The organism is Allosphingosinicella sp. (assembly GCF_036387615.1).
GTDB lineage: Bacteria > Pseudomonadota > Alphaproteobacteria > Sphingomonadales > Sphingomonadaceae > Allosphingosinicella.
The window spans coordinates 16,016-35,679 of record NZ_DASVTH010000039.1 but is presented as its reverse complement, the minus strand read 5'-3'; the positions used below and the strand labels follow the sequence as shown (position 1 = coordinate 35,679).

At 66.1% G+C, this 19,664-nt stretch carries 20 protein-coding genes and 1 riboswitch; of the genes, 6 read left to right on the top strand and 14 right to left on the bottom strand.

Annotation, left to right across the window (positions count from 1 at the left end; genetic code table 11):
• Positions 1 to 902 (bottom strand): HAMP domain-containing protein (locus VF631_RS08420; protein WP_431849843.1); only part of this gene is annotated, 902 nt, incomplete at its 3' end.
• Between the two features lie 198 nt (positions 903 to 1,100).
• Between VF631_RS08420 and VF631_RS08415 the strand changes: the two genes are divergently transcribed.
• Together VF631_RS08415 and VF631_RS08410 are read left to right on the top strand one after the other, a co-directional pair.
• Positions 1,101 to 2,291, top strand: a complete 1,191-nt coding sequence (locus tag VF631_RS08415; RefSeq protein ID WP_431849842.1) for an acyl-CoA dehydrogenase — start codon at positions 1,101 to 1,103, stop codon at positions 2,289 to 2,291.
• Position 2,292: 1 nt separating this feature from the next.
• Positions 2,293 to 3,402 carry a CaiB/BaiF CoA transferase family protein gene (locus VF631_RS08410; protein ID WP_431849841.1) on the top strand — a complete coding sequence of 370 codons (1,110 nt, stop codon included), beginning with the start codon at positions 2,293 to 2,295 and terminating at the stop codon, positions 3,400 to 3,402.
• On the opposite strand, the gene VF631_RS08405 is transcribed toward VF631_RS08410, so the two are convergent.
• From VF631_RS08405 to rpmE, 3 genes are all read right to left on the bottom strand, one after another.
• Positions 3,399 to 3,977, bottom strand: a complete 579-nt coding sequence (locus VF631_RS08405) for a GIN domain-containing protein (RefSeq protein WP_431849840.1) — start codon at positions 3,975 to 3,977, stop codon at positions 3,399 to 3,401. The genes VF631_RS08410 and VF631_RS08405 overlap by 4 nt on opposite strands.
• 129 nt (positions 3,978 to 4,106) lie before the next feature.
• A complete protein-coding gene (locus VF631_RS08400; RefSeq protein WP_431849839.1) occupies positions 4,107 to 4,631 on the bottom strand; it encodes a GNAT family N-acetyltransferase in 525 nt (174 codons plus the stop codon).
• A gap of 18 nt (positions 4,632 to 4,649) precedes the next feature.
• The gene (rpmE, locus tag VF631_RS08395; protein ID WP_431849838.1) at positions 4,650 to 4,886 is read right to left on the bottom strand and encodes a 50S ribosomal protein L31; all 237 of its coding nucleotides are present in this window, start codon (positions 4,884 to 4,886) and stop codon (positions 4,650 to 4,652) included.
• A 100-nt stretch (positions 4,887 to 4,986) separates the two neighbouring features.
• A riboswitch (cobalamin riboswitch) is annotated at positions 4,987 to 5,154 on the top strand.
• Between the two features lie 97 nt (positions 5,155 to 5,251).
• On the opposite strand from rpmE, the gene VF631_RS08390 reads away from it, so the two are divergent.
• From VF631_RS08390 to VF631_RS08375, 4 genes are read left to right on the top strand one after another with little or no spacing between them, the layout of a single operon-like run.
• Complete coding sequence (locus VF631_RS08390; RefSeq protein WP_431849837.1) at positions 5,252 to 7,123, top strand: TonB-dependent receptor plug domain-containing protein; 1,872 nt, start codon at positions 5,252 to 5,254, stop codon at positions 7,121 to 7,123.
• Positions 7,124 to 7,133: 10 nt separating this feature from the next.
• Entirely contained in the window at positions 7,134 to 7,877 is a 744-nt protein-coding gene (locus VF631_RS08385) for an ABC transporter substrate-binding protein (protein ID WP_431849836.1), read from the top strand.
• Positions 7,874 to 8,836 (top strand): FecCD family ABC transporter permease, encoded by a 963-nt coding sequence (locus VF631_RS08380; protein ID WP_431849835.1) that lies wholly within the window; start codon positions 7,874 to 7,876, stop codon positions 8,834 to 8,836. The genes VF631_RS08385 and VF631_RS08380 overlap by 4 nt, the downstream gene beginning before the upstream one ends.
• Positions 8,833 to 9,537, top strand: a complete 705-nt coding sequence (locus VF631_RS08375; RefSeq protein WP_431849834.1) for an ABC transporter ATP-binding protein — start codon at positions 8,833 to 8,835, stop codon at positions 9,535 to 9,537. Before VF631_RS08380 ends, VF631_RS08375 begins: the two co-directional genes overlap by 4 nt.
• Here the strand turns inward: VF631_RS08375 and fabZ are convergent.
• The 10 genes from fabZ to tsf all read right to left on the bottom strand — a co-directional run bounded on the left by fabZ (position 9,534) and on the right by tsf (position 19,626).
• Entirely contained in the window at positions 9,534 to 10,022 is a 489-nt protein-coding gene (gene fabZ / locus VF631_RS08370) for a 3-hydroxyacyl-ACP dehydratase FabZ (RefSeq protein WP_431849833.1), read from the bottom strand. The two genes, VF631_RS08375 and fabZ, sit on opposite strands and share 4 nt — an antisense overlap.
• The gene (locus VF631_RS08365) at positions 10,019 to 10,612 is read right to left on the bottom strand and encodes an OmpH family outer membrane protein (protein ID WP_431849832.1); all 594 of its coding nucleotides are present in this window, start codon (positions 10,610 to 10,612) and stop codon (positions 10,019 to 10,021) included. The genes fabZ and VF631_RS08365 overlap by 4 nt, the downstream gene beginning before the upstream one ends.
• Positions 10,612 to 13,284 carry an outer membrane protein assembly factor BamA gene (gene bamA, locus VF631_RS08360; RefSeq protein ID WP_431849831.1) on the bottom strand — a complete coding sequence of 891 codons (2,673 nt, stop codon included), beginning with the start codon at positions 13,282 to 13,284 and terminating at the stop codon, positions 10,612 to 10,614. The genes VF631_RS08365 and bamA overlap by 1 nt, the downstream gene beginning before the upstream one ends.
• 135 nt (positions 13,285 to 13,419) lie before the next feature.
• Entirely contained in the window at positions 13,420 to 14,529 is a 1,110-nt protein-coding gene (gene rseP / locus VF631_RS08355) for an RIP metalloprotease RseP (RefSeq protein WP_431849830.1), read from the bottom strand.
• Positions 14,530 to 14,546: 17 nt separating this feature from the next.
• Entirely contained in the window at positions 14,547 to 15,710 is a 1,164-nt protein-coding gene (locus VF631_RS08350) for a 1-deoxy-D-xylulose-5-phosphate reductoisomerase (RefSeq protein WP_431849829.1), read from the bottom strand.
• Positions 15,707 to 16,561, bottom strand: a complete 855-nt coding sequence (locus VF631_RS08345; protein ID WP_431849828.1) for a phosphatidate cytidylyltransferase — start codon at positions 16,559 to 16,561, stop codon at positions 15,707 to 15,709. Before VF631_RS08345 ends, VF631_RS08350 begins: the two co-directional genes overlap by 4 nt.
• Positions 16,558 to 17,304 (bottom strand): isoprenyl transferase, encoded by a 747-nt coding sequence (locus VF631_RS08340; RefSeq protein WP_431849845.1) that lies wholly within the window; start codon positions 17,302 to 17,304, stop codon positions 16,558 to 16,560. The genes VF631_RS08345 and VF631_RS08340 overlap by 4 nt, the downstream gene beginning before the upstream one ends.
• Positions 17,304 to 17,861, bottom strand: coding sequence for a ribosome recycling factor (gene frr / locus VF631_RS08335; RefSeq protein WP_431849827.1), 558 nt, complete (start codon positions 17,859 to 17,861; stop codon positions 17,304 to 17,306). The genes VF631_RS08340 and frr overlap by 1 nt, the downstream gene beginning before the upstream one ends.
• Before the next feature lie 3 nt (positions 17,862 to 17,864).
• Positions 17,865 to 18,587: a UMP kinase gene (gene pyrH, locus VF631_RS08330; protein ID WP_431849844.1), complete on the bottom strand. Its 723-nt coding sequence runs from the start codon at positions 18,585 to 18,587 to the stop codon at positions 17,865 to 17,867.
• A gap of 82 nt (positions 18,588 to 18,669) precedes the next feature.
• Positions 18,670 to 19,626 (bottom strand): translation elongation factor Ts, encoded by a 957-nt coding sequence (gene tsf, locus VF631_RS08325; RefSeq protein WP_431849826.1) that lies wholly within the window; start codon positions 19,624 to 19,626, stop codon positions 18,670 to 18,672.
• Between the last annotated feature and the right edge of the window lie 38 nt (positions 19,627 to 19,664).

The window sequence follows — 19,664 nt, the reverse complement described above, 5'->3', positions numbered from 1 at the left end:
GTGGACACCTCGGCGATGGCGCGCACCTGGGTGGTGAGGTTGGCGGCCAGTTCGTTCACGTTGTCGGTCAGGTCGCGCCAAAGGCCGGCGGCGCCGGGCACCCGCGCCTGGCCGCCGAGCTTGCCTTCGGAGCCCACTTCGCGGGCAACGCGGGTCACTTCGGAGGCGAATGAGTTGAGCTGGTCCACCATGGTGTTGATGGTGTTCTTGAGCTCCAGGATCTCGCCCTTCACCTCCACCGTGATCTTCTTGGACAAGTCGCCGGAGGCCACCGCTGTCGTCACTTCAGCGATGTTGCGCACCTGACCCGTCAGGTTGGTGGCCATCGCGTTCACGTTGTCGGTCAAGTCCTTCCAGGTGCCGGCGACGCCCTTCACGGTCGCCTGTCCGCCGAGCCGGCCTTCCGTGCCGACCTCGCGGGCCACGCGGGTCACTTCGGAGGCGAAGGAGGCGAGCTGCTCCACCATCGCGTTCACGACCTTGCCGATGCGCAGGAACTCGCCGCGCAGGGGCCGGCCGTCGATCTCGACCGTCATGGATTGCGAGAGATCGCCCTTGGCGACCGCGCCGATGACGCGCGCGACTTCGGCGGTCGGCTGGACCATGTCCTCGATCAGCTCGTTGACCGAGCGGATCGCCGTCTCCCACCCGCCGGTCGCGTTCTTGACGCGCCCGCGCTGAGTGATCTTGCCTTCCTTGCCGACCACCATGGAGAGACGCTCGAATTCCTGCGTCATCTGCTGGTTGAGAGCGACCACCTCGTTGAACACCGAAGCGATCTCGCTGTCGGTGCCGGGCAAATCCTCGGGCAACCTGACCGAGAAATCGCCGCGCCTCAGGCTCCGAAGCGCGCCCAGGAGTTGGCGCCGGTCCAGGAATTCCCGCGGGTTTTCAACGTTCACTGATACGCTCCTCTAGGTGACTCCCCCCGCCCGTGACAAAAGTCAGCCCCCGCCGACGCACCCACCATAGCAGAGTCAGAAGTCAGCGCGATGCTAAATTTCGCTCGCTGGCAGGCACTTGGATCGATGTGTCGCTCATCTGGCAAAGCACGGCCGAAGCCGCTAAAGCCGGCCAGATCCCGACAAGCAGAGACGAATATGAGCGAAGCGACGACCCTGCCGTTCGACTGGGCGGACCCCTTCAACCTCGATGGGCAGCTTTCGGACGAGGAGCGCCTGGTGCGCGACACGGCCGAAGCCTACGCTCAGGAGCGGCTGCAGCCGCGGGTCACCGACGCCTATATGGACGAGCGGTTCGATTGCGAGATCATGAGCGAGATGGGTGAGCTCGGGCTGCTCGGCGCGACGGTTCCGGTCGAATATGGCGGCGCAGGCCTGAACTACGTGAGCTACGGCCTGGTCGCGCGCGCGGTGGAGCGGGTCGACAGCGGCTACCGATCCGCCATGTCCGTCCAGTCGAGCCTGGTCATGCACCCGATCAATGCCTACGGGACCGAGGAGCAGAAGCGCCGGTTCCTGCCGGGCCTTGCCAGCGGCGAGCTGGTCGGCTGCTTCGGCCTGACCGAGCCCAACGCCGGCTCGGACCCGGGCAGCATGCGGACGCGCGCGGAGAAGATCGATGGCGGCTACCGCCTCTCCGGCGCCAAGATGTGGATCACCAATTCGCCGATCGCCGACGTGTTCGTGGTGTGGGCCAAGTCCGACGCGCATGACGGCAAGATCCGCGGCTTCGTCCTCGACAAGGGCATGAAGGGATTGAGCGCCCCCAAGATCAAGGAAAAGCTGTCGCTACGCGCCTCGATCACCGGCGAGATCGTGATGGACAGCGTTGAGGTCCCTGAGGCCAACCTGCTGCCGAATGTCAGCGGTCTCAAGGGGCCGTTCGGCTGCCTGAACCGCGCCCGCTACGGCATTGCCTGGGGCTCGATGGGCGCGGCCGAAGCCTGCTTCCACGCCGCGCGGCGGTACACGCTCGACCGCAAGCAATTCGGCCGCCCGCTCGCGGCGACCCAGCTCGTCCAGATGAAGCTCGCTAACATGGTGACGGAGATCACGCTCGGCCTCCAGGCCGCGCTGCGAGTCGGACGGCGCATGGACGAGGGAGAGCTCGTCCCGGAGACGATCAGCCTCATCAAGCGCAACAATGTCGGCAAGGCGCTCGACATCGCCCGCGTCGCGCGGGACATGCATGGCGGTAACGGCATCTCGGCGGAGTTCCATGTGATGCGGCACAGCGCGAACCTGGAGACCGTCAACACCTATGAGGGCACCCACGATGTGCACGGCCTGATCCTCGGCCGGGCGATCACCGGACACGCGGCCTTCTGAGGTGGACAAGCCGCTCGCCGGTTTGCGGGTGATCGAGCTCGCCCGGATTCTCGCCGGACCTTGGGCGGGTCAGCTGCTTGCCGATCTCGGCGCGGAGGTGATCAAGGTCGAGCGGCCGGACGCGGGGGACGACACGCGCCATTGGGGCCCGCCCTTCGCCCCGGACGGGAGCGCCGCCTATTTTCACAGCTGCAACCGCGGCAAGAAGTCGGTCGCGATCGACCTGGAGAGCGCGTCCGGGCAGGAGCAGGTGCGTGCGCTGGTGACCGGCGCCGACGTGCTGATCGAGAATTTCAAGGTCGGCGGGCTTGCGCGCTACGGGCTGGATTATGCCAGCCTGTCCGCCCTGAACCCGGGCCTCGTCTATTGCTCGATCACCGGCTTCGGCCAGACCGGGCCTTACGCCGCCCGCGCCGGATACGATTTCATCATCCAGGGCATGGGCGGGGCGATGTCGCTGACCGGGGAGCCGGACGGCGCGCCGCAAAAGAGCGGCGTCGCCTATGCCGACTTGTTCACCGGGCTTTACTCGACGGTTGCGATCCTCGCCGCGCTGCGCGCGCGCGACGCCACCGGCCAAGGCGCGCACCTCGACATGGCGCTGCTCGACAGCCAGGTCGCGGTGCTCGCCAACCAGGCGTTGAACTGGATGGTGTCCGGCAAGGTCCCGCACCGGATGGGCAACGGACACGTCAATCTGGTCCCTTATCAGGCTTTCCGGACGGAAGACGGCGAGGTGATCGTCGCGGTTGGGAACGACCGGCAATTCGGCCGCCTGTGCGACATCCTGGATCTCGCCGGGCTGGCGACGGACGAACGTTACCGCACCAACGCCGCGCGCGTAGCCAACCGGGCCGAGCTCATCCCGCTCGTCGAAGCCGCCACCCGGCGGTGGAGCCGCGCCAACCTTTCCCAGGCGCTCGAGGCGGCTGGCATCCCGGCGGGGCCGATCAACCCCATGGACGCAGTCTTCGCCGATCCGCAGGTCGCCGAGCGCGGGCTCCGGATCGCGCCGGACGGGATGCCGGGCCTTGCCTCACCGATCGTGATCGACGGCAAACGTCAGGTGTCGGAACGCCGCAGCCCCCGCTTGGGGGAGCATGACGCCTAGCGAGTTCCCGCTCCGCCTCTTGTAACGGCGCCGCCGCCGTTGATGGCAGTGCTGATGGCCGGGTCGCCCCAGTATCGGATCGCGCCCCCACCGTTGATGGCCGCGCCGAGCCGCCGCAGCGCGTGCGTGTTGATCAACCCGCCGCCGTTCACGGCCGCGCCGACGGAGGCGGCGGCCACCGTGCGCGCATCGATCGTGCCGCCGCCCCTGATCGCCAGTCCGAGCGATGGCTGTTGCGGGAAGCTGCCGGCTGCGGCCATGCGGCCGCCGCCCTCGATCGCCATCCCGGCTAGCGTAGGCGTCACGATCTCCACCTTGAGCCTGTAATTGCGCGGACAACGATCCTCGCAGACGCTGATGACCAGCTGGCGATTACCGCCGCCCTTGACCTCGAAGCGGGTGACTGCGCTGCTGCCTTCAATGATCGTGACCCGCTGCGCCGGGCCGTGACGGACGACCACCTCGCCGCCTCCCCGAAGCTGGACGGACTGAAAGCCGGCCACGGGCACGGTCTCAGCAGCGGCGCCCTGGGACGGAAAAATGGCGAGGGCGGCAAGTGCAAGGATGCGTCGCATAACGTTGATCTCCTCAAGGGCTGCTACGAACGTAGCAAGCGGCGTGCCAAGAGACGCTTCGCAGATTCCCGTGATCTTGCGCGTCACAGCGTCCGTATATGCACAGGAGCTTGTCCGGATATGGACAGTTCAGAGCCGCGCCGGACGGCGGAAGATCAGGATCGGCTCGCCCTTGTACAGGGCCTCCTCGCGCGTGCTGAAGCCCGCTTTTTCCGCGACGCGGATCGAGGCGGCATTCTCATGGCCGATGATGGCGGCGATCTCGCAACCTTTCAGCGCCTCGTCGGCCCAGGCCAGCCCGGCGGCCACCGCCTCCCCGGCATAGCCCTGCCCCTGGGCTTCACGGGCGAACACCCACCCCATTTCGGGCACCCCCTCGATGGACGGGCTCATCTCGCGCTTGAAGTCGGCGAAGCCGGCATGGCCGATCATCCCGCCGCCCGCTTTGCGCTCGACGCACCAGTAGCCATAGCCGAGCATCGCCCAGGAGCCGGCGGTAGCGAGCAGCCGCCGCCAGGTGTCTTCGCGGGAGAATGGGGTGCCGCCGAGGTGGCGCACGACCTCGGGGTCGGCACAAACGGCCGCCCAGCGATCGAGATCGTCGGTGCGGATGGCGCGAAGTCGAAGCCGCGCGGTCTCGATCTGCGGGACCACGCGGCGTCTTCGCGCTGCTTACTTCTTGCCGCCGCCCAGCGTGAGGCCGCCGAAGCGCTTGTTGAACCGCGCGACCTGGCCGCCCGAATCCAGCATCTTGCCGGTGCCGCCGGTCCAGGCCGGGTGGACCTTGGGATCGATGTCGAGCTGCAGCGTGTCGCCTTCCTTGCCCCAGGTGGAGCGGGTCTCGAACACGGTGCCGTCGGTCATCTGCACCTTGATCATGTGGTAATCGGGATGGGTGTTGGTCTTCATCGATCGTGCTTTCTGCTGGCAGCTGGTTCCGACCAGCCTCAAAGGAAGGCGCGCTCCTAACCCCTGCCCAGCTGATTGACAAGATTGGCCTACCAAGCCTAGCGGCACTGGCAGCGAAGGTGCCAAGCCGCAAGGCTTGGTGAAAAGGGAAGCCGGTGAAGATCCGGCGCTGTGCCCGCAACTGTAAGCGGCGAGCCTCCTCTCCACAACGGAGAGATCGGGCCGCGACCCGCAAAGCCAGGAGACCTGCCCGCGCTGTCGTCCGCATCCGGCCGGGTCCAGCCTGTGATGCGTGGCACCGGCGTGCGGACAAGCGCTCCGGTTCCTCCGAGACGGCGATTGGTGTCGTTTCCGGAGGATTGTTCATGTTTCCATTGCTGTTCCTGGCCGCTGCCGCTCCACCTGCGAGCGTCGGCCCCGAAATCGTCGTCACCGCATCGCGCGAACCCGTCGCGGTCGAGGACACCGCCGTTTCGGCCAGCCTGTTCGACCGCGAGGCGATCGAGGCGCTGGCACTGCCGATGACGAGCGACCTGCTCCGGCTCTCCCCCGGCCTGTCGGTCGCGACCACTGGGCCTCGTGGGAGCCAGACGCAGGTCCGCATCCGCGGCGCCGAGGCCAACCACACCTTGCTGTTCCTGGACGGCATCCGCTTCAACGATCCGGCAGCCGGCAATGAGGCGCGGTTCGAGCTTTTGACCAGCGACCTTCTCTCCCGCGTGGAGATCGTCCGAGGTCCGCAATCGGCCTTGTGGGGATCGGAAGCGCTGGGCGGCGTCGTCGCTGTCGAGACATCAGATCCGGGCCAGCGAAATGCGCTGAGTGCGCTCGGCGAATATGGCGGCCTGGACAGCAGCCGCGCCTCCGGCCAGTTCGCGGTCCAGACGGGTCCGGTCGGCCTTTCGGGCTCGGCCGGTTTCATTCGCAGCTACGGGATCGACAGCTTCGGGTCGGGCGGCGAACGCGACGGCTTCGAGAACAAGGCCGGCAGCCTGAAAGCGGTATTCCGCCCCTCCCCTGGCGGCGAACTCGGGCTGGTCGGCCACTATGTCGAGGGCAGCAGCGAGTTCGACGGTTTCGATCCGGTCAGCTTCCGCCGTGTCGACACGCTGGACGAGACGGAGAACCGGATCGCGGCCGTTCGCAGCTGGGGCAAGATCGAGAACAATGGCTGGTCGCTGATGATCGACGGCAGCTATCTTTCCAGCGCGAACCGTAATCGGCTCGGCGAGGAGCCGCTCAACCGCACCTTTGGCGAACGCTTCACGCTCGGTGCGCAGCTCAGCAAGGAGTGGGCGCTGGCCGGCGGGCGGCACCGCTTCACCGCCGCCGCCGAACATGAGGGTGAGGAATTTCGGGCACGCGATCAGAGCTTCTTCGGCGGCACCGACCAGGACCGCGCGCGCGACTTGACCGCGCTGGTCGGTGAATGGCGCGCCGACTGGTCGGACCGCTTCGCGACGGATCTGGCGGTGCGGCACGACAGATTCAGCGCTTTTGACGACGCCACCACTTTCCGCGCCGCGGTCTTGTTCCGTCCGGTTGAGCGGATCACGCTCCACGGCGCCTATGGCGAAGGTATCGCCCAACCGACCTTCTACGATCTGTTCGGCTTCTTCCCGGGATCGTTCCTCGGGAATCCGGAGCTGCGCCCGGAAAGCTCCAAGGGCTTCGAGGCGGGCCTGCGCTGGCGCTCGCAGCGGGCGAGTCTGGGGGTGACCGGGTTCAGCAATCGGCTGCGCGACGAGATCATCGGCACATTCGATCCCGCCACCTTCATCTCGAGCGCCGCCAATGCGAGCGGGCGAAGCCGCCGACGCGGGGTGGAGCTGGAGGGCGCGTACCGTTTCGAGCCGATGCGGCTTTCCTTCAACTACACTTATCTCGACGCCAACGAGCGCAGCGCCGAAGGCGATCTTGCCGTTCGGGAGGTGCGCCGCCCACGCCACAGCGCGAACCTGTTCGCCGACGGCCAGGTCGGGCCGATCCAGTTCGGGGCGGCGCTCTCCTATGTCGGCGAGCGGAAGGACACGGATTTCGATGTCTTCCCCGCGCAGCTGGTCACGCTTGACGATTATCTGCTGGCATCGCTCAAGCTCGGCTATCGCATCACCGAGCGGATCGAGGCCTATGCACGCGTAGAAAATGCGTTCGATGCCGGCTACCAGGATGTGATCGGCTACAACACGCCAGGACGGACGGTCTATGCGGGTCTTCGCCTGCGTCTTGGCCGCTAGCCTGGCGCTCATGCCAGTTCCGGCGGGCGCCGCGCCGCGCCGGGTCGCCTCGCTCAACCTTTGCACGGACGAGCTGCTGCTGATGCTCGCCGAGCCCGGCCAGATCGCCTCGGTCACCCACCTGTCGCACAAGCCGGCGGAGACCGTGCTGTGGCGGTCCGCTCGGCGCCATCCGCTGAACGACGGCAGCCTGCTCTCGGTCGTGCGGCTGCGGCCCGATCTGGTCCTGACGATGGGCGGCGGATCGGGCGACAAGGCGGGCATCGCGCGCCGGCTCGGGATCAGGGTCGTCGACCTGCCTTATCCGCAGAGCCTGGCCGACATCGAACGAAGCATCGCGACCGTGGCGCATGCGCTCGGAAGGGCTGAAGCCGGGCGCGTCCTGCTGCGGCGCATCGCGGCACTGCTGCGGACCAAGCCGGAGCGGCAGATCGACACGGTATGGCTGGGTGGGGGCGGCCGCAGCGTCGGCGCCACAGGGCTGGCGGCACAATGGATGGCGCTGGCCGGATTTCGCCAGCGCTCGTTGCCGGGTGACCGGATCAGCCTGGAAGAATTCCTGACTCGCCCGCCCCGCCTCATTCTCCGGAGTGATTACCGCGCGGACCAATATTCGGCCGATCAAAGCTGGCTCCGGCACAGGCTGGTGCGCGGCGCCCGGTCGCGTTCGGTCGCCACTGACGGGCGGCGCTGGACCTGCATGGGTCCAGGCTTGATCAGCGAGATCGTTCGGCTGAGGGGCGTGGCGGAATGACGTCGCGAATGGGTGTGGCGGCGGTGCTGGCCGCCCTGTTCGCGCTCTCGCTGCTGCTGCCCCTTGCTCCGCTCGCCGGCTTGATCGAGCAGGATCGCGCTCTGGGCATCGCCGTGCTGGTGGAGCTGCGGCTTCCCCGCGCGCTGCTGGCGCTCGTCTATGGGGCAATGCTGGGCGCTTCCGGCGCGGCGATCCAGGCGTTGTTCGCCAATCCCCTTGCTTCGCCCGATCTGACGGGCACGACGAGCGGCGCGGCGCTGGGCGCGGTGGTGGTCGCCTACCTGCTCGGCTTCAACGCGCCGTTCGCGCACGCCGTCGGCGCAGTGGCGGGGGCGATCGGAGCGTTGCTCCTGCTCCTGGCGCTGGCGGGACCCCGAGCGGAAACGGGCACCCTGCTGCTGTCGGGTCTGGCAATCAGCGCGCTGGCCGGCGCGCTGACCACGCTGGCGCTGGCGCTCGCCCCCTCCCCCTTCGCCTTTTACGACGCCTATGACTGGCTACTCGGATCGCTGGTCGATCGGAGCCTCAGCCAGGCCGCATTCGCGGCAATGCCGTCGCTGGTCACGATCGCGCTGCTGCTGCGCCTCTCCCGACCGCTCGACAGCTTAACGCTCGGCGAGGAGGTGGTGCAGTCGCTCGGCCACGATCTTGCGCGGCTGCGGCTCCAGATTGTCTGCCTGTCCGCAATCGGGGTCGGCGCCTGCGTGGCGATCTGCGGCGCGATCGGCTTCATCGGCCTGGTCGCGCCCGTATTCGCGCGCCGGCTCACCCGCGGCCATCCTGGACGGGCAATCCTGCCGGCCGCGCTGATTGGGGCGGGGCTGCTGCTCGCGGCCGATCTCGTCACGCGCGAAGCGCCGCTTGGGCGCGTGCTGCCGATCGGCGTCGTCACCGCTCTGCTCGGCGCGCCATTCTTCCTGTGGCTGGTCGCCCGCATGCGCTGGCGTCTCAGCCGATGAGCGCCGTCCTCGCCGCAAAAGGCCTCGCCTTGCCAGGCCGCCTGACCGCGACGAACATCAGCCTGGATGCCGGCGAGCTTTGCTGCCTGGTCGGTCCGAACGGCAGCGGCAAGACCAGCCTGCTGCACGCGATCGCAGGCGTCGGGCGGCCCAGCGGCAAGGTGCTGATCGACGGCAACGACCCGCAGGGGGTTGGGCCGGCAGACCGCCAGCGACTGCTCTCCTACCTGCCTGCATCTCGCGACATCGCCTGGCCGCTGGTCGCGTCCGATCTGATCCGGCTCGGCTCGGATTTGCGGGATGAGGAGATCGAGCCGATGGTCGAGGCGCTCGGCCTTGAAGAGCTTCTTCACCGCCGCACCGATCGGCTGTCGACAGGCGAGCGAAGCCGGGTCCTGATCGCCCGCGCTCTCGCGCCGCGACCGCGCCTGCTTCTGCTCGACGAGCCGGTGTCGAACCTCGACCCGCTCTGGCAACTGAAGCTTCTCGAGCTCATCCGCAACGAAGCGCGGGATAATGGCCAGGCGGTCCTGCTCGCCATCCACGATCTCGATCTCGCGGTTCGTTACGCGAACAGGCTGATCGTGATGGCAGGCGGCTGCCTTGCCGCCGATGGCGCCCCAGATTGCCTGCTGGGCGGATCTACCATCCACGAAGTCTTCGGGATCAGACGATCAGCCGAGGGTTGGTCGCCGGCTTAGCCTGACGGCGGATCGGCGATCATGGCGGTGAAGTTCGCCTCGGCGGCAAGCTTGCCCTCGATCAGCGCCCTGCCCGCGAACTTGCAGACGGTGGCGCGCTTCTGGATGAACTCCACCTCCAGGCGGAGCAGCACGCCCGGCTCGACCGGCGTGCGGAACTTCGCACCGTCGATGGCCATGAAGTAGACGAGCTTGCCCGAACCGGCGAGGCCGAGTGACTCCACCGCCAGGACGCCAGCCGCTTGAGCCAGCGCCTCGACGATCAGTACGCCGGGCATGATCGGCCGGCCGGGGAAATGGCCCTGGAAGAAGGGTTCGTTGATCGTCACCGCCTTGATCGCGACGATGCGCCGATCGGGGACGAGCTCCTCGACGCGATCGACAAGGAGCATCGGGTAACGATGCGGCAGCGCCGCCATCACCGCGCGGATGTCGAGCGGTGCTCGGCTCTGCGCGGCGGCGACGCTACCTGCTTCGGAGTTCACCGGCCCTGGTTGCGCTGCTGCTGCGGCTGCTGCGGCAGCGGCGTCACGCTGACGCTCGGCAGCTGCTGGTTGAGCTGTGCAAGAACCTCATTCGTGATGTCCAGCGCTGGCGCCGCAGCGAGGGTCGCGCCGCGATCAACCGCGATGTTGGCGCCGCGCGAGTTCATCACGGTGCTGATGATCGGCTGGAGACGGGTGCCGATCTGCTGCTGGACGTGCGCCTGGATCGAACGCAGGTTCTGCTCGCCGCGAGCGAGCTCCTGCTGGGCGTTGTTCTGCTGGGTCTGATAGGCCGTGATCCGCGTCTGAAGCGCCGCGTCCGGCTGGCGACCGTTCAGCGCGGCGACCGCCTGCTGGATCGGCGTTCCCTGCGTCTGCAGCTGCTGCTGCAGGGTCTGGGCGCGGGTGCGCAGCGTATTGCCCTGATTCTGCAGCTGCGTAGCAGCCGCCCGGCAGGCGGTGCATTCGCGCGAGATGCGATCGGTGTCCACGACCGCGACAACGGCGGGGCCAAGGCGCTGCGCGGCGCCGGCGGCGGGAATGGCGAGAGCGAGCGCGGCCAAGGCCGAGCCGAAGAGGAATTTGGTCATCAGAATGCAGTCCCTACGTTGAAAGTGATCAGCTTGGCATCGTCCCCCTCCGCCTTGACGAGCGCCTTGGCGATATCGATCCGGAACGGCCCGAAAGGTGAGTTCCAGTTGACGCCGAAGCCGATGGAGACGCGTGGCTTGGGCGTATTTCCGACGAAGTTCTCGAGGAATGGGTCGATCGAATTGGCAAGCAGGTTGAAGTTCGCCGGGCAGGTGGCAGCGGGATCATTCGGGATGGTCACGATCGATCCGGGAGGCGACCCCGCTGGCGGAGCCGGTGGGGAACATTGCCGCAGCCCTTCCGCCGTCAGGATAGGTCGAATCAAAGGCCGCAACTTCCCCGTCGTCGGGTCCGTCGGGAAGTTCGCGGTCGGTAAGGGCCGCTTCACGCCGAACACGGCGCCCACATCCATGAAGACCGAAGGCCGCAAGCCGAGTTCCTTTGCGCCCGAGCCGAGCGGAATTTCAACTTCCGCGCGGCCCAGATAGTACGCGCGCCCGCCGAGCGGCTCGTCGAAAACCTGGCGCTCCTCGATCGGGTCGCCGTTCGGATCGAGACGCGTCCGGATCACGCGAGGACCGACGCCGCGGATGTCGAATCCACGAATCTGACCTTCGCCGAGGAAGAAACGATCGGTGATGCGGACGGGGTCGATGCCCTCGCCTGGCGACTTGTTGAAGCTCTTGACGTAACCGCCCTCGGCACTGAGCGAGCCGATGAAGCCAGCGCCCAGCGGCCAATACTTCGATCCGGAGATACGGCTCTTCAGATATCGTACGCTGCCACCAAGCCCCGCAAAATCCTGGCTGAAGATCACCCGGTGACCGGAACTCGGTCGAACACTGTTATTCAACGTGTTGTAAACGAGCGAATAGCCAAGCGACGATACAGTTCGGTCCCCGATCTGTTCGCACAGGAACCGACCGGCCTGGAATGGATCGCATTGCACCGGCTCCGGGCCCGGCCCATCAGGGTCGATGAAGGATTCGCTGCCCAGGTTTATCTCGTCGAAGTTGAGGCCATAGCGTAGCGCGAGTTGGACATATTCGGTTAGCGGCACGCCTGCGCGAAGCTGACCACCCGTCGTCACCTGCTCGTACGAGGTTTCGTCCCGGGTGAAGTTGAAGCTCCGATAATCGCGCCGGTAAACATCGAAGCCGACTGCGATGTTGCGATCGAATAGATAGGGCTCGGTGAAGCCCAGCTCAATCGACTTGGAGAAGCTGGAATAATTGATCCCGGCGCGCAGCTCCTGGCCCTTGCCCATGAAATTGCGCTGGCGGATCGAGAGGTTGATCAGGAACCGCTCGAGCGAGGAGAAGCCCGCCGACAATTGCAGCTCGCCGGTCGACTTCTCTTCCAGGTCGGTGCTGAGGATGACCCGATCGGGCGCCGAACCCTGCGTCTGCTCGACCTCCAGATTGTCCTGGAAGAAGCCGAGCGACTGGATGCGGTCGCGCGAGCGCTTGACCCGCAGCGAGTTGAACGGGTCACCTTCGGCGAGCCGGAACTCGCGGCGAATGACCTTGTCGCGCGTGACCGTATTCCCGTTGATGTCGATCCGCTCGACATATTGGCGCGGTGCGTTGCCGATGTTGAACGTCACCGACATCGTCTTTGTATCTTTGTTGCGATCGAAGCGGGGCCGAACGTCCGCGAACGCATAGCCGAACAGGCCGGCGGTTTCGGTCAACGATGTAACCGTGTCCTCGACCTTCTTGGCGTCATAGAAGTCGCCGGTTTTAAAGGGCACCGTCTTGGACAGATCAAGCGGCTTGAAGTCACGGATTTCGCTCTCGACCTTAACGTCACCGAACTTGTAGCGCTCGCCCTCCTCGACGACATACGTAATGATGAAGTCGCGCCGGTCCGGCGTCAGCTCGGCGACCGCGGAAACGACCCGGAAATCGGCGTATCCATTGGTGAGGTAGAAGAGCCGGAGCTTTTGCTGATCAAATGCGAGCCGGTCGGGATCGTAGCTCGTATTGCCGCTAAAGAAACTGGTGATGCGCGCCTGCTTGGTCGCCATCTCGCCGCGCAGCTCGCTGTCGGAGAAGCGCTGGTTGCCGATGATGTTGATCTGCTGGACGCGCGACTTAGGACCTTCCTCGACCTCGAAGACAAGATCGACGCGGTTCTGGTCGAGCTGCACGATCTTGGGCTCGACAGTGGCGGCAAAGCGGCCCTGCCGGCGATACAGCTCGACAATGCGGGCGACGTCGGCGCGCACCTTGGAGCGGGTGAAGATCTGGCGCGGTGCAAGCCGGATCTCGGGCCGGATCTTGTCCTCCTTGAGGCGCTTGTTGCCTTCAAGGACGATGCGGTTGATGACCGGATTCTCGCGAACCTGGACGACGAGATTGCCGGTATCCGCGCCGCCAATCGTCACGTCCGCGAACAGTTCGGTGGCGAGCAGCGTCTTCAGCGACTCATCGAGCCGTTCGTTGTTGTACTGCTCGCCCACCCGCAGCGGCATGTAGGAGATGACCGTTTCCGGTTCGAGCCGCTGGTTGCCGCGCACCGTGATCGAGCGGATGATTTGCGCGGGCTGAACTGCGACGGGAGCCAGCGCGTCCTGCGCTGCGGCAGCCGGAGCGGCCGAAACCGGGGTCGCGCTCTGCTGCTGCGCCATTACGGGCGAGGCGGCAAGCGCGCCGAGCGCGGTACCCATGAGAAGCATCGCACACAGCCGACGGCTGCTGGAAAAACTGGTCGTCGCTGTCACGCGTCCCCGCCTCTAAACTCTTGAGCCGAAAAGTGATCCGGCCAAACTAACCCTGTTAACGATTGCCCTGCCCGATGATCGTCAGCCGATCAACCCGCCAAGCGCCTTCCACACCCCGAAAGACGCCAGATCGTTCAGCGTGACAAAGATCATCAGCGCAAGAAGGGCGGCGAGGCCAGTTCTGAATGCCCACTCCTGAGCCTCCGGTTTCAGCGGCTTACGCCTGGCTCCTTCTATTGCATAGAAGAGCAGGTGTCCGCCATCCAGCAACGGGATTGGCAATAAGTTGATGAATCCCAGATTAATCGAAATGATCGTCATGAACAGAACGAAGTCTAGCCAGCCCTGCGTCGCCTGCTGACCCGAATATTGCGCGATCTTTAGCGGCCCGCCCAATTCCTTGACGGAGCGATCCCCGACAACGAGTTGCCCAAGCGTCACCACCATGGTTTCGACGATCACTCCGGTCTGGCGAATGCCGGCCCAAACCGCCTGGTGCGGCGCGAGTTTCTCGCGGACCTGGTCCGGCCAGAGCACGCCCAGCCGCCCCATTTGCGCCTTGTTGCCGAACTTGTCGCTCACCTCGACAGCATCCGAGACAGTCCTCAGCACCTGTTCGCGGCCACTCCGATCGACGGTGATCTCGAGCGCCTGACGGGGCCTGATCTGGACGTAGCCCGATATGTCCTCGAATCGCTCGACTGCCGAACCGTTGATCGAGACGATCCGGTCGCCCTTCTGGAGGCCCGCCCGCTCTGCGGCCGAGCCCGCCTGGACGCCGGGAACGACGTTTGGCGTTCGCGGCTGGCCGATCGCGGCGAAAAGAAAAGTGAAAACCAGGATCGCGAACAGGAAGTTCACGAACGGGCCTGCCGCGACGATGATGAAGCGCTGCCACACCGACTTGGCCTGAAAGGTCCGGTTACGCTCCTCGGCCGGAAGCGAAAGCCATTCCGCGGAAGGCTGGCTGGCGGGATTCATGTCCCCTGCGAACTTCACATAACCGCCAAGCGGCATCCAGCCGACCTTCCAGCGCGTGCCGCGCTTGTCGGTCCAGCCGGCAATCTCGCGGCCGAAGCCGATCGAAAAGACATCCGCCTTCACGCCGAACCAGCGCCCGGCGAGATAATGACCCATTTCATGAATGAAAATGAGGGGCCCTATGACGAGCAGGAAGGACAGGACCGTCATCAGGATACTGGGTTGGCTCAATGCAGGTACTTCCCAACAATGTCGGAACTGATCTCGCGCGCTCTGGCGTCGACCTCGAACACCTCATCAACCGACCGCGGCGCCGGCGGATCGTACACGCTCAACGCCTCGCTGGCGATTGTGGCTATATCGAGGAAGCCGATCCGCGAATCAAGAAAGGCGGCAACCGCTATCTCGTTGGCGGCATTGAGGATTGCGGGTTTCGCTCCACCTTCGGCCAATATTGCCTTGGCGAGGCCAAGCGCGGGGAAGCGCTCGAGATCCGGCGCTTCGAAGTCGAGCCGCCCGGTCCGGACCAAATCGAGCCGCTCGCACGGCGTTTCCATCCGCTCGGGGTAAGCGAGCGTGTAGGCGATCGGGATCCGCATGTCGGGCGCGCCGAGCTGGGCCAGCACCGAGCCATCCACATATTCGACCAGGCTGTGAACCACTGACTGGGGGTGGATGACGGCGTCGAAGGCGTCGGCTCCAAGCCGGAAGAGGTGGAAGGCCTCGATCAGCTCCAGCCCCTTGTTCATCAGCGTGGCCGAGTCGACGGAGGTCTTGGCGCCCATCGACCAGTTCGGATGAGCGACCGCCTCGGCGGGAGTGACCTGCCGCATCTCTTCCAGCGAGCGCGTCCGGAACGGACCTCCGCTCGCCGTCAGCACGATGCGGCGGATGCCGTGCGGACGAGCATGATCGAAGCACTGGAAGATGGCATTATGCTCGGAGTCGACCGGCAGGATCATGGCCCCGCTTTCGGCCGCCGCCGAGGTCATCACGCCGCCGGCGGACACGAGCGACTCCTTGTTGGCGAGCGCGACCGTCCGGCCGCTCTTCAGAGCCGCCATCACCGGAGCGAGGCCCGCGCACCCGACAATCGCCGCCATGGTGAGATCGGCGCCCGAACCGGCGACCTCCACGACCGCATCCGGGCCGGCAGCCGGCTGCGTGCCGCTGCCGTCCAGCGCTTCACGAAGCTCGGAGTAAAGCGCCTCCGAGCCGATCACTGCATGGCGCGCACCCACTCGCCTGGCAGCCGCGGCGAGTCCTTGCACGTCCGTGTGCGCCGTCAGTGCGATGACCTCGAACCGCCCCGGGTTGCGCGAGATCAGATCGATCGTCGACTTGCCGATCGATCCGGTCGCGCCGAGGATGGTGACGGTCTTTGCCGTCATCCGGTCCACAGCCCGGCCATCAGGATGAGCAGGCTGGCAATCGCGACCGGCAGGAGGCCGTCCAGCCGGTCCAGCGCGCCGCCATGGCCGGGAAGGATGGTGCCGCTGTCCTTGACGCCGGCGCGCCTTTTCAGCCAGCTCTCGTAGAGATCGCCCGCCTGCGCGAGCAGCCCCATCGCCCCGCCGATCCAGGTGAAGGGCGACCCCAGGTCAAACCAGGAGGCGATCAGCCAGCCGACCGCGGCCGCCCCGAGGACGCCGCCGCCAAGCCCCGCCCACGTCTTGTTCGGGCTGATCCGAGGGGCGAGCTTCGGCCCGCCGATCGTTCGCCCGGCGGCGTAGGCGAAGATATCCGTCGCCCAGGTGACCAGCATCGCCCAGAAGACCAGCGCGAACCAAGCCCATTCTAGCAGGAGCAGCGCCAAGGCGGGCAGCGCGATATAAAGGAAGCCGCCTGCCATCGTTACTCGCCGGCAGACAATCCCGCTGACGACCGCCGCCCCGGCAAGGACCAGAAAAAGGCGCACGAACATGTCGAAGCTCTCCGGGGCAATCGCCGGGAGCCCGCTCAGCGGGTCGATGTCCATCTCGCCAGGCGGATAGTACCAGCCGGTCAGGGCCAAGAGCGCCAGCGCGAGCAGCACGGCAGCGGCGATGCTCGACCGCCGCCCGACCCGGTGCATGTCGCCCCATTCGACCAACATCAGGCCCGCACCCGCAGCAACCAGCAACCGGAACAGCCACCCACCCACATAGATGGCCAGGCAAGCGACGGCGGCCATGACCACGCCCATGACGAAGCGGGTCTGCAGGTCGGACCTGGCGATCGGATCCTCGGCGTCGCCGCTCATAGCCCCCCGTATCGCCGCTCGCGCGCCTTAAACTGTACAAGCGCGGCACGAAGGCAGTCGCCGTCGAAGTCGGGCCAGAGCGTGTCGACAAAGATCAGCTCGGCATAAGCCGCCTGCCAGAGCAGGAAGTTGGACAGTCGGACCTCGCCGGAGGTTCGGATAAGAAGGTCGAGCGGGGGCAAGTCGCGGGTGTCGAGCGCGCCCTCGATCATGGCTTCGTCGATTTGGGCGGGCGCGATCTCCCCTACGGCAGCACGGTGAGCCAGCGCTTGCGCCGCCCTCACTATTTCCGCCCGGGCGCCATAGTTCAGGGCAACGGCGAGGGTCATCCGCCGGTTGCCCGCCGTTTTGGCGACCGCATCATCAACTAACCTGGCAACATCGGTCTGGAAAGCACTGTGATCGCCGATGATCCTGAGCCGGACGCCCTCGCGATGGAGGCTGTTGAGTTCCGCGCCGATATAGAAGCGCAACAAGCCCATGAGGTCGTTGATTTCGGCCTCGGGCCGCCGCCAGTTTTCGGAGGAAAAGGCGTAAAGCGTCAGGCACTCGACGCCGGCCTCTCCGGCCGCGCGGAGCACCTTGCGCGCAGCCTCAGCGCCTTCCCGGTGGCCGGCAACGCGCGGCAGCCCGCGCGCCTTCGCCCAGCGTCCATTGCCGTCCATGATGATCGCGACGTGACGCGGCACCGCTGACGCGCCGGTGCTGTCCGGCCGCTCCTTGGCGCTGGCCGGAGCTGGAATCACTTGCCGAGGATTTCCTTTTCCTTAGCGGCCGCGGCGGCATCGATCTCGCCGATCGTCTCGTCGGTCAGCTTCTGCACTTCGGTCTCGAGCCGCTTGCGCTCATCCTCGCTGATCTCGTGCTTCTTCTCGTCCTGCTTGAGCAAGTCCATACCGTCGCGGCGAACGTTCCGCACCGCGATTTTGGCCTTTTCGGCATATTGGCCGGCGAGCTTGGCAAGCTCCTTGCGGCGCTCTTCGGTGAGGTCCGGGATCGGCAAGCGCAGCGTCTGGCCTTCGCTGATGGGATTGAGGCCAAGGCCGGCCGAGCGGATCGCCTTTTCCACGACGCCGACATTGGATCGGTCCCAGACCTGGACGGAAAGCATCCGCGGCTCGGGAACCGAGATTGTGGCGACCTGATTCAGCGGCATGCTGGCGCCGTAAACCTCGACGTTGACAGGCTCGAGCAGGCTGATCGAAGCGCGCCCGGTGCGAAGCCCGCCAAGATCATGCTTCAACGCCTCGACCGCGCCGTGCATCCGGCGCCCCAGATCGGCTTTGCTATAGGCTGGCATCTCTTACTCCTCGTTGCGGACGATGGTGGCGGTGCCCTCACCGCTCAGCACCCGGGCGAGGTTGCCCTGCTCGCGGATGCTGAACACCACGATCGGGATATCGTTGTCGCGGCACAGGGCCACCGCGCTCGCGTCCATGACCTTGAGGTTATCGGCGAGCACGCGATTGAAGCTCAGGCTCTCGTAGCGCTTGGCTCCGGCGACCTTCTTGGGATCCGCATCATAGACGCCGTCGACGCTCGTTCCCTTGAACAGGGCGTCGCAGCCCATCTCGGCGGCACGCAAAGCGGCCGCGGTGTCGGTCGTGAAGAACGGGTTGCCGGTGCCGGCGGCGAAGATCACCACCCTTCCCTTTTCCATGTGCCGCATCGCGCGGCGCCGGATATAGGGCTCGGAGATGCTCGCCATCGGGATTGCCGACTGCACGCGGGTGTCGACGCCGATCTGCTCCAGCGCGTTCTGCATGGCGAGCGCGTTCATCACCGTCGCCAGCATGCCCATATAGTCGGCCTGTGCGCGGTCGAAGCCCTTTGCGGCGGCGGCGAAGCCTCGGAAGATATTGCCGCCCCCGACGACGATGCAGAGCTCATGTCCGGCCTGCTTGGCCGCGGCGATCTCGCCGGCGATGCGTGACGTGGTCTCGGGATCGATGCCGAACGGCCCCTCCCCCATCAGCGCCTCGCCCGAAAGCTTCAAGAGAATGCGGTTGAAGCGCGGGCGCATGATCGGGGTCCAGGCAGTCGGGATCGGGGAAAGCGGCGGCACCTTAAGCAGGCGCTCCCCTCCCATCAAGAGAGGGAAGCCGTGCTCACTCGGCCGGGGCGGGATCCCGCTCCGGCGCCTTTACGCCCGACGCGGCGGCGACCTCGGCGGCAAAGTCGCTCTGCTGCTTCTCGATGCCTTCGCCGAGCTGGAAGCGGACATAGGCCTTGAGCTCGACGGGGGCACCGGCCTGCTTGGCGTGCGCCTTGACGACGTCCTCGACCTTGGTCTTGTTGTCCATCACGAACAGCTGGCTGAGCAGCGCATTTTCCTTGCGGAACTTGGCGATCGCGCCGTCGACCATCTTGGTGACGATATCGGCGGGCTTGCCGGACTCGTTCGCCTTTTCCATGGCGATGCCGCGCTCGCGTTCGATCGTGGACGGATCGAGCTCCTCGCCCGTCAGCGCCCGCGGGTTGGCCGCGGCGATGTGCATGGCCAGCTGCTTGCCGAGCGCTTCGAGGCCGGCCTTGTCACCGGTCGATTCGAGCGCGACCAGGACGCCGATCTTGCCCATGTTCGAAGCTGCCGCATTGTGGACGTAGGAGACGACGACACCGTCTCCAACCTGCAACACGGCGCTGCGGCGCAGCGACTGGTTCTCACCGATCGTGGCGATGTTGGAGGTCAGCTTCTCCTGGACGGAGCCGCCGCCCGGATAGTCGGCGGAGAGCAGGCTCTCGACGGTGCCGATGCCGGTTACGGCCAGCTCGGCCACCGTGCGGACGAACTCCTGGAACGTCTCGTTCTTGGCGACAAAGTCCGTTTCGGAATTCACCTCGACGACAGCTCCGCGCGTGCCCCTGACGGCCACCCCGACTAGACCCTCGGCGGCGGTGCGGCCGGCCTTCTTGGCGGCGGCCGCAAGGCCCTTGGTGCGCAGCCAGTCGATTGCCGCCTCCATGTCGCCGCTGGTCTCGTTCAACGCCTTCTTGCAGTCCATCATGCCAGCGCCGGTGCGCTCGCGCAGCTCCTTGACGGATGCGGCCGTGATCTCAGCCATGTTCATATCTCCATACGTCTGTGCTCCTGCGAAGGCAG